The 10,543-nt window shown below is 36.5% G+C and carries 5 protein-coding genes; all 5 read left to right on the top strand.

Annotated features, from left to right (window positions below):
- The first annotated feature begins 337 nt into the window (after positions 1 to 337).
- The 5 genes from H0Z29_11985 to H0Z29_11965 all read left to right on the top strand — a co-directional run bounded on the left by H0Z29_11985 (position 338) and on the right by H0Z29_11965 (position 10,296).
- On the top strand, positions 338 to 1,195 hold the full coding sequence (locus tag H0Z29_11985; GenBank protein MBO8132204.1) for a transposase: 858 nt from the start codon (positions 338 to 340) through the stop codon (positions 1,193 to 1,195).
- A 675-nt stretch (positions 1,196 to 1,870) separates the two neighbouring features.
- Positions 1,871 to 5,209, top strand: coding sequence for a helicase (locus H0Z29_11980; protein MBO8132203.1), 3,339 nt, complete (start codon positions 1,871 to 1,873; stop codon positions 5,207 to 5,209).
- A gap of 4 nt (positions 5,210 to 5,213) precedes the next feature.
- Positions 5,214 to 8,642 carry an Eco57I restriction-modification methylase domain-containing protein gene (locus tag H0Z29_11975; GenBank protein ID MBO8132202.1) on the top strand — a complete coding sequence of 1,143 codons (3,429 nt, stop codon included), beginning with the start codon at positions 5,214 to 5,216 and terminating at the stop codon, positions 8,640 to 8,642.
- Between the two features lie 38 nt (positions 8,643 to 8,680).
- On the top strand, positions 8,681 to 9,649 hold the full coding sequence (locus H0Z29_11970) for a hypothetical protein (GenBank protein ID MBO8132201.1): 969 nt from the start codon (positions 8,681 to 8,683) through the stop codon (positions 9,647 to 9,649).
- A gap of 8 nt (positions 9,650 to 9,657) precedes the next feature.
- Positions 9,658 to 10,296 carry a hypothetical protein gene (locus H0Z29_11965; protein ID MBO8132200.1) on the top strand — a complete coding sequence of 213 codons (639 nt, stop codon included), beginning with the start codon at positions 9,658 to 9,660 and terminating at the stop codon, positions 10,294 to 10,296.
- Positions 10,297 to 10,543 lie beyond the last annotated feature (247 nt).

Below are 10,543 nucleotides of genomic sequence, written 5' to 3'. Positions count from 1 at the left end.
CTACCATCACAGCTTAAGCATAATAGATTGCCACGCTCGCTTACGCTCGCTCGCAATGACAGGGGGCCACCGAAGAAGTTACACCAAGTTACTTCTTTAGCTGGTTAGCTTGTTAGCCTGTTAGCTTGATAGCTTGATAGCTATCCAGCCATTTTGCCATCTCGCCATCTAGCCACCTAGCTATTTAGCCATCTCGCCATCCCAATCAGATGAGATTGCTTCGCTTCGTTTTACTACGCTCGCAACGACAGTGGGCATGGGTCTGTTAAATTTTCTGTTGAAATTTTGAATAAAAATAAGAAAGGTACCCCCAATCAACTATTGAAAGGAGGTACCCATGAACCCTAAATTTCTAAAAGAAAATCTAACATTAAGTCATTTCATTATGCAAGTATTTTCTATAGTTAAACCAAAATTAATTGAAATTCTGAAGGAATCTTTAGAAAAAGAACTGATTGTTCAGAGGGATAAAATCATAGGTAATAGACCCTATCAGAGGTCTTCCAGGATAAAGAGATGGGGTTATACAATCAGGAAATACATTATAACTCCCCTGGGTATCTTAGCCAATGTAAGGATACCGAGGATGCGAGAGAGGGGTAAGGAGGTGCGCTTATTCATAGACAAATATGTTCACTACGCAACTGATTTCATTAACGATGTTATTCTTGCTCATACTCTAAACATGAGTACTCGTAAGATAACAGTTTGGTTTAGATCAAGGTTAAAGGAAGTGGTCAGTTATGCTACTTTTTGCAGGTTTATAAAGGTTGTTGAGGAGGAGATAGATAAGATACGAAATAGTCCGCTTTTTTCTGACATTGAAGGTCTGATTCTGGATGGTATCTGGGGTCATATCAGGATAAAGAAGAAAAAGGGAGTTATACTGGTAGCTCTTGGTGTTGATAGAGAGGGTAAGATTCATCTATTGGATTGGGAATTAGCTGAGAAGGAATCATTTAATAGTTATGGAGTATTACTAAGCCGCTTAAAGAAGCGAGGACTGGAGAAAGTAAAGATAATAGTAGGAGATGGAGCTAGAGGCCTTCCAGAAGCAGGAAAATTTGTTTATCCCGGTTCTAACTTTCAATACTGCCTCTGGCATCTATCTCAGACATTGATGAAACAGGTCTCTCATCTACCACCTAAGATTAAAGATTGTTTCTATAACCAGTTTTGGGAAATTTTCGTCTAAGACTCCCTTTGGGAAATGCTTATGATCTGGATGTCCGAAGGATCTCTCTTGAGAAGTGTTATGATAAATATTTTGAGTTCTTGAAGAAATGGGTAAAGACGGTACCATCCATAAGTCCGAAGGATCTTTTTTGAGATAAAACATTTGCTTTACATGAAGAAAATCTCTTCCATTACTATGATTTCCCTTTCGAGTATAGACAGAGATTAAGAACCGTTAATATGGCGGCTCGTAGAGTCCCTTTCGGGAAAGGGTTTTTCAAACATTTACGTGAATTTCTAATCCGAAGGATCTCTATTGAGAGGCGATATCCAGCTTGGATAGATGAAAAACAGGTGGATAAAATTATGCTTCTATTCCTTTAGGGAGTGAATGTATATAGAGAAGTTTTTGCAAAACCAACTCAAAAAGTAGAACTAAATAGGGGTACCTTTATCTATGCTTACTAATTTCAACAGAATTCTATTGCATTGCTAACGTCACTAAAATAGCTTGATTTTTAGTTTTCAGGTTGATATTATATAGCAATAAGTTATGATAGGGTTGAAAAAAAAGAAATCTTAAAGTTATGCGAGAATAGGTTAAGGAAGTTTTGCCTACAGAAGAATCATTAAGTAGTTTAAAAATAAACACTCTCGACAAAGGATTAAACTTAGGGAAAGGGATCAGATCAAAATGGGTACGTTCATCACCAACAGCGGGGAAAAGTCTTTAAAAAAACGCCTCCAAACACTTATTATCAACAGCAATGAGCTCAAATTTTTAGTTGGGTTTTTTTACTTCTCTGGAATTAGGGAGTTATACGAAACTCTAAAGACTCTTTACGAGAGCGAAGCTCTAAAAGAAGAACATCTCAAAATACTTGTTGGTCTTAATATTGATAAATCTGCGTACGGCATTTACGAGTCAGCCAGGAAACAAAGAATTTACAGTGGAAACAAGCTTAAAAAGGACTTCTACAGGTCGCTTGAAATCGCCTTTAACTCTGAGGAGCTCGACCGCAAGGAAACCTACGAACAGATAGAATTCTTTATACAACTTCTTAAAGAGGGGAAGCTTGTTCTTAGAAAAACCAGAGAACCCAATCACGCAAAACTTTACCTTTTTAAAATGAATGAGTCGTTTAAACAGATAATCCCGTCTCTATTTATTACAGGTAGTAGTAATCTTACGAAGGCAGGGCTTGAATCTCAGGATGAATTCAATGTCGAGATAATGGATTTTGGATTCAGAGAAGCAGAGAAGTACTTCGACAGACTCTGGAATAGAGCTATTGCTTTTAGCAAAGAGGACATTGATAAAATAATCAGTATTCTTACAAAAAATAGTCTGATTAGAGAGATTGCACCTTTTACAGCTTATGCGTATCTCCTTAAAACCTATCTTGAACTACACAAGGGAAAGGACTTAGGCGAAGAGCTAAAGAGACTCATGAAAGCAAAAGGTTATATACCTTATACATATCAGCTTGAAGCAGTTTCTCAAGCTCTCGCAAACTGCGAAGCGCATGGAGGCACATTAATTGCAGATGTTGTTGGACTTGGTAAGACAGTGATAGCCTGTCTTGTGGCAAAAGCCCTTGGTAAAAGAGGAATTGTAATCTGTCCTCCCCATCTTATAGGAGATGAAAACCGCACATCGGGCTGGAAGAAATATCTATCAGACTTCAAGCTCTATGATTGGGAGGTTCGTTCTGTTGGGAAACTTGAAAGCACTTTAGAGTTTGTCAGGGAAAGCGAGGATATAGAAATTATAATTGTTGATGAGGCGCATAGATTCAGAAATGAAAGAACGCAGAGCTACCACTACCTAAATGAAATATGCAGGGGCAAAATAGTTTTACTACTTACTGCAACTCCATTTAACAACCGACCATCAGATCTTTATGCTCTCTTAAAGCTCTTTACTGTCCCCAGGAAGTCAACTATTGTGCTTGATGAGAATCTGGAAGAAAGGTTCTCCCGGTATGAGGCCGAATTCAGGAAACTTTCTTACATAAGAAACTACCACAACTCACTCGTTGAAAAGAGAAGAAACAGAGCGATAAGATACTATAGAGATGTTTTCGGTGAGTCATCGATTAACATGAGCAAAGTTAAGGGGAGAACAAGAGGACTCGCTCGCGAAATCAGGGCTATACTTGAACCTGTTGTGATAAGGAGAAACAGGCTTGACCTCAGACACTATAAAGAGAAAATAGATCTCCCGGAGGTTAAAGACCCAAGCGAATGGTTCTTTGAACTGACAGAAAAGCAGTTAGAATTCTATGATGAGGTAATAAAATCTTTTTCTCAGCTTGAAGATGGGGGCAGGTTTAAAGGCGCTATCTATTTCCCGATAAGGTACGAAAAAGGGGTATTCGATTATCTGGGGGATCCTGAAGAACCTGAGCTCAATGAGGAAGAAAGCTTTATTTACTTATATCAAAAGAACCTCTATGATTTCATGAGAAGGTTACTGGTAAAAAGATTTGAAAGTAGTTTTGGAGCATTCAAAGAAAGTGTGGAACGCTTTATAAAGATTCACAGGTCGGCTTTAACTTTTATAAAGAAGACAAACAAGTTCATACTTGACAGAAGATTAATGGATGAGATTGTCTCAGAAGACCCTGAGGTTATCAATGAACGATTGGAGAGATACGAAAAAGATCTGAGAGAAGAAAAGCTTGACCCCAGGTACTACAAAGTATACGATATAAGGAAATTCAAGGGTGAAGAACAATTTAAAAGAGATATAAAAAGCGATTTAAAGCTTTTTGAAAGCCTTTTAAACACAATTGAAAAAATTGGGCTGGTTCAAAATGATCCGAAAGCGGAGCGTCTGGTTGAAGGAATAAGAGAGTTTCTAAAAGAAGATAGAAAAGTGGTCATCTTTACGGAATATTTTGACACTGCCACCCATTTAAAGGATATCCTGAGTAGGGAATTTGAAGGGATGGTCCTCCCGGCCTTCGGTTCTCTGAGTAAAAAGACAGTGAAGGATATATATAAAAACTTCGACGCTCAGTACAAACATCAGGAAGATTCTTATAAGATTCTCCTTGCCACAGATAAACTTTCAGAAGGATTTAACCTCAATAGAGCTGGAGTTGTTGTGAATTACGATATTCCGTGGAACCCTGTCAGGGTAATCCAGAGAGTAGGAAGAATTAACCGGATTGGTAAAAAGCTGTATGATGAGATCTTCATTGTGAACTTTTTCCCAACAGAGAAAGGAGCAGACATCGTTAAATCAAGAGAGATAGCTCAAACCAAGATGTTTATGATTCACAATGTGCTTGGTGAAGATGCAAAAATTTTCACCCCGGATGAAGAGCCCCAACCAGCAGAGCTCTACAGAAGATTAACAACATACACAGAAGAGGAAGAAGAAAGTTTCTTTACGAAATTGAAACGGGAGTATGAGAAGATAAAGGAAAGGTTTCCAGAGATAGAGGAAGAAATCAAAGATATGCCAGTGAGAGTAAAAGTTGCCAAGAGAGGGGAAGAAAACGAACTACTTGTATTCGTGAAAAAGGGAAAAGACCTCTTTGTTGGGTATAAAAATTACAGCGAGAAACAGCCAGTATCTGTTGGCTTTGAACAGGCATACGAAAAGATAAAGACATCTTATAATGAGCCCAGACTGCCTCTGAGCGATAATTTCTGGACTAACTATCATGAAGTACTGAGAAAAGAATCCTATTTCAGAAGAAAATCAAGGGGAAGAGATCTATCGACGCAAGCTTACAACATCCTTAATGGGCTTCTTGAGCGGGATGACAAAGATATTACTCCCTATAAAAGTTTTATCTCGGATCTGCTTGAGGACGTAAGGTCCTTTGGTACGCTTTCCGATTATGTACTTTCGAGAATTACCGGGTGGGGAAAGAAGAACACACAAGAGCTGAAAGAAGAACTTGAAGCCCTCAAAAATGAGATTGGAGAAAACTTTCTCAAAAAGATAGGGGAATATTTAAAAGAAATTAATGAGGAAGTGATAATTGCGGTCGAAAATCAGGCCTCAAGGGGATAGCAAAATGCAGGAAATAGTAGAAAAACTTGCGCAGGAGTTTTCGCTTGGAAATCTTGAAGACTTCTTAAGAAGTAAAAACCCGGATTTTATGATTTATTCACCTCCGGAAAGGCTTTACGGTTATGAAGAGGACGCCTTTGAGGAGATATACAAAATCGGGGAGCTGAAACTCAAAGATGCAAAAAACTTATGGGTCTTTGCAATCAAGACCGCCGGAGAGCTGACAGAAAGAAGCAGTAAAAAGAGACAATATGAATTTGCTAAAAGGATTATCAAAGATTCTTTCATAAATGCAGGAATTTTTGTCTTTTACGACGATGCGAGAAACTTTCGATTTTCTCTTGTTTATAGTGTATCTCAGGGTACCAAGAGTAAATTTAGTTATTACAAGAGGTATACGTACTATGTTAGCCCTGAATTGACAAATAAGACTTTTAAGCAGGCTTTAAGAGATGCCGATTTTTCTTCGCTTGATAGAATTATCGAGGCATTTTCGGTTGAGAAGGTAACTGAAGAGTTTTTTGACGCTTATAAGTATGCCCTTAAAGAGGTTATTATTAAGTCCCTCTCAAAATATGATGCGCTGTATGAGAAAAAGCATTCCTTTGCTCAGCAGTTACTATCACGGATCTTGTTTATATATTTTCTGCAAAGAAAAAAATGGTTTAAGTGGAAAAATTATGTTCAGGATAAAAATTACATAAGAAACCTCTGGTTTAAATACAAGGATTGGAAGGAAAGCACCAGATCAGAAGACGTTTTTTATTCACGGTGGTTATCAAGCCTTTTTTTCGGTGCGTTCAATAGAAAATCGCATCTTATTTACGGAGGACTGCCCGAAGAAATAAAGGAATCTTTTAACCTTATGCCTTTCTTGAATGGTGGACTTTTCTCACGAACTGAGCTTGATGAACTTGGATTTGATTTACCCGATAATGTTTTTGAGTGGTTTTTCGAACCTGATGATAAAGACAAACGAAAGGGGTTTCTTGAGATCTTTAATTTCACCATTGATGAGTCAAGCCCGATCGATGTTGAAGTTGCTGTTGACCCTGAAATGCTTGGAAGAGTTTATGAATCTCTGATCGCTGAGGAAGAAAGAGGGAATGCTGGAATCTTTTATACACCAAGGGTTGAAATCGACTTTATGTGCAGACTATCCCTTGTAAATTATCTTGCCTCTGAGGAAAGCATATCGAAGGAAAAAATTATTGACTTTGTGTTTGAACCCCATAATAAGAACATTGAACTACCCAGTGAAGAACTACGAATTATAAAAGATAAGCTCGATAGAGTCAAAATTGTTGACCCGGCGGTTGGGTCTGCATCTTTTCTCGTTGGAATGTTGAATATTCTTGTAGAACTCCATTCAGAATTGACAGAGCGTCTTACAGATATAGGCGAAAATCTGTTTGCATTAAAGGAGAGAATTATACTTGAAAATCTATACGGCGTTGATGTGAAGGATTGGGCTGTAATGGTGGGTGAGTTAAGACTATGGCTTTCTTTAATTATAGAAACAGAAGAAAAGTATATGGACCTTTACACAAAACCACTTTTGCCAAATCTCTCCTTCAAGATTCGTCAAGGAGACTCTCTTGTTCAGGAGATAGCCGATGTTAGTATAAATCTTAAAGACGAAATGCTCAGTGTTCCTCCATCAATCAGGGTTAAGATAAACGAGTTGATTGATAGGAAATCAAGTTTCTTTTCAGGGGGTAGAAGCGCTGATTTAAGAGAGGCAAAGGATATCGAAAAGTTTGAACAGGAAATTTTTAAAGAGATTGTTGAGTTCAAAATTGATGAAGTAAATGGAAACATAAAAAGGTTAGAACAAAGGATTAGACAACAAAAATCTCAAAAAAATCTTTTTGGAGAGAAAAGTCCGGATTTAAAAAAGCAAGTTAAACAACTTGAGCAGGAACTTGGACAGCAAAAAATAAACCTGGACAAATACAACAAGCTCATAAACAACATTGGTAATAAAACCCGGAAGAATTACTTCCTTTGGGAACTGGACTTCATTGAGGTCTTCTCTCAAAAAGGAGGTTTTGACATCGTTATTGGAAATCCCCCTTATGTGCGGCAGGAACTTATTGCACCACCTCTTGAAAATCAAGACAACTATAGCGATGACAAGTGGAGAGAGATTAAAAAACAATACAAAGAAAAACTCATTCAATCAGTAAAAAATGTATGGGGAAATAATGTAAAAATTGATAAAAAAAGCGATCTTTATGTTTACTTTTACTATCAAGGATTATCGCTTTTGCGTCCTGGTGGAGTGTTTTGTTTTATCAATTCCAATTCCTGGCTTGATGTTGGCTATGGTGTAGGACTTCAGGAATTTTTGCTTAAGAGTATGGAGCCTCTTTTTATCATTGATAATCTTAAAAAACGCTCCTTTAAGCAAGCAGATGTAAATACAGTGATTGTTTTAATCAGAAGACCGGCTGAAAAACTTGATGATTTTACCCTAAAATTCGTTGCCTTTAAAAAACCTTTTGAAGAGGTGCTGAATGCAGAAGTTATTAAAAAAATTGAAAGAGCTGATAAACCCATATTTGATGATGAAGACTTCAGATTTTATCCTAAGCCAAAAAAGGAACTGCTGGAAGAAGGCGTTGAGGTGCCAGAAAAAGATGAATTGATAAAAAGTGATTTAGAACATCTTCCATACATTGGCAACAAATGGGGTGGAAATTACCTCAGAGCACCTGAGATTTACTTTAAGATTCTGGAAAAAGGAAAAGGGAAACTGGTAAGACTTGGGGATGTTGCAAAAATTGAAGGCTATATTCATGATAATAATACAGGCGACAAGTACCCAAAAGTTAGATTTATAAAATCTGTTCGAGATTTGGAATGTATTTTATTAGATATTCACTCTGAAAAGATAATCATGTATGGAGTTAAAAAGTCTAAGAAATCTCGAATTATATCTCCAATATGGTTCCCCAGAACATTAGGAAATGTTCAATTGATTATCTGGAACAGTGCAAAAGCATTAGGTAAAGAATTTTACAAAATAATACCACTTCATGAAGAGAAAATTATTCCGATAGTTTTTCAGTTAAATTCAACCTTTGGAATTCTTCAAAGTGAACTATTAGGTATTACAAATTTAGGTGGAGGGGCACTTAAGTTTTCGCGATATGATATTGGACTTTTTAAAATAATCGACAATCTCAAAATATCACTAAATAGATTTAAAGATTTTTTAATTCTTAAGCAAAAAGGCGTTATAGAAGAACTTGGCTTTGATCCAAACAAACCCATCCGTGAACAGGAACCCAATCCTTTGCCTGACCGAAAAGCCCTTGACGACATCATTTTTGACGCCCTCGGTCTAACCGAAAAGGAAAGGAAAGAGGTCTATTGGGCAGTAGCTGAATTAGTAAAAAATAGATTGGAAAAGGCAAGGAGTGTGTAAAGGAGTATCTAAAAAGCTAATTAGGAGGAAAAAGCGTAATGCTTAGAATCCATTTTTTAAATGTAGGACATGGCGATTGTTGTATTATAGAATTTATCGATAATTCAAGAGTTGCCATGATTGATATAAATCGTACACCTGAGATGGATGAAGAATCTGCTAGGGAAATTTATGAATCCATATCTACATCTTTATCCATACCTTTATCTTATTCTCTATCGGCTAGATCAACGTTATTGTTAGGAACAAAAATTACACCATCTATGCTTGAAAGCGTTGGATATAATATAAGACTTCAGGATCCACTTGAATACCTATATAGTAAGGGTATAACCAATATATTTAGATTTATTTCTACTCACCCACATATGGACCATTTATCAGGACTCTACGATCTTCACAAGCAAATTGGCTTTACAAATATATGGATAATAAAAAACGAATACGAACCCGATTTAGATAAACTATCAGAGCCTCAAAAGAGAGATTGGGAACTATATAAAAAGTTTAGAGACACCGATGAGCGGGAAATTGAAGGAGTAATAATTGTACGCCCTGAAGAGGGCTATCAAGCACAGTACTACAAGGAGGACGGAATTCAAATCTTAGCACCCAATGATCAACTGAAGGAAGGTAGCGAAAGTAATCCTAACAAAATGAGCTATGTATTACTAATAAAACACAGGGGACGAAAAATATTATTGCCAGGTGATGCAGAAAAAGAAACATGGGAATACCTGGTTGAAAATTATGAAGATGAATTGAAAAACATTGATATATTAAAGGCTGCTCATCATGGAAGAGATAGTGGATATTATCAACTAGCAGTTAAACTAATGTTTCCTACCTATACAATAGTTTCTGTTGGTAAAAAACCTGAAGCGGATGCTTCTAATAAGTATAGAGGGTATTCTGAACATGTATGGTCTACGCGTTGGAAAGGCAATATTGTGTTTACAATAAATGATGATGGAAAAATTACTTATGAAACTCAATATGATAGGTGAGGTTTCTGATGCCCAAACGAATTAAAGATACTTATCAAAAATATCTATGGATTTTTATCTCGGTAAATATACTTATTTTTTGGAGTATCTTTATATACGGTACTGTTAACTTTGATAAAATCAACTTAAATCTGTATAAATTCATAAGTATTAAAAGTTTCATTTTTTTCTTGTCGCCGATTATTACAATTGTATTAAATGGAATAATACCTAACTCAATTAAAGAAGTCCTTGTTTTCTGGAAAGTCAAAAATAGATTACCCGGTTATAGGGCATTTTCTCATTTTGCTATAAAAGATCCCCGTGTTAACATTGAATCGCTAAAAGATAAAGTTGGAGAATTTCCTAAAGAGCCAAAGAAGCAAAATAGAGTGTGGTATTCCTTGTGCCAACAATATAGGGATGACGAAATAGTTTGGGGAAGTCATAGAGATTTTCTTATAACACGTGATTTTACATCTCTCAGTTTTTTATTTTTGCTAGTTTTTGGTACTACTCTGCTTTTGTTTAATAATTCAAACTATGTGTTTGCTTATTTAGGTTATTTAATAATACAATATTTAAGCTTATCTTTAGCAGCCAGAAATTATGGAAATCGTTTTGTTTGTAATGTTCTTGCGAAAGCTTCACAAGTGAATAACAGATAATATTGTTAAAACAACTAATAAAAATGAAGATGAAAAGAGATTTCTAAAACAAGCCTTTCCACCCGATCTGCCGTACGGTGGGCGGGTGAACTTGGGCGTTATTGTGAAATTGTAGAAATGTTATTTTTAAATCTCAATCACCTCGGGGGAAAATGGCTTGAACTTAAAAAGCAAAGAATGCAAAATCTTCTTAAAATTGCTTCACCAGATGAGGCGCTTTATAGGGAAATAATGCTGTCTCTTGGTT

The organism is Candidatus Neomarinimicrobiota bacterium (genome assembly GCA_017656425.1).
In the GTDB taxonomy this organism is placed as follows: Bacteria; Fidelibacterota; UBA2242; order UBA2242; family B5-G15; genus JACDNV01.
Note: the sequence above shows the minus strand (reverse complement) of the source record. Positions and strands in the feature narration are given on the sequence as shown.

What these genes read in the sequence shown, in the direction of transcription:
- H0Z29_11985 (MBO8132204.1), top strand. Translation starts at nt 338, where the DNA reads ATGAACCCTAAATTTCTAAAAGAAAATCTAACATTAAGTCATTTCATT.
- H0Z29_11980 (MBO8132203.1), top strand. Translation starts at nt 1,871, where the DNA reads ATGGGTACGTTCATCACCAACAGCGGGGAAAAGTCTTTAAAAAAACGC.
- H0Z29_11975 (MBO8132202.1), top strand. Translation starts at nt 5,214, where the DNA reads ATGCAGGAAATAGTAGAAAAACTTGCGCAGGAGTTTTCGCTTGGAAAT.
- H0Z29_11970 (MBO8132201.1), top strand. Translation starts at nt 8,681, where the DNA reads ATGCTTAGAATCCATTTTTTAAATGTAGGACATGGCGATTGTTGTATT.
- H0Z29_11965 (MBO8132200.1), top strand. Translation starts at nt 9,658, where the DNA reads ATGCCCAAACGAATTAAAGATACTTATCAAAAATATCTATGGATTTTT.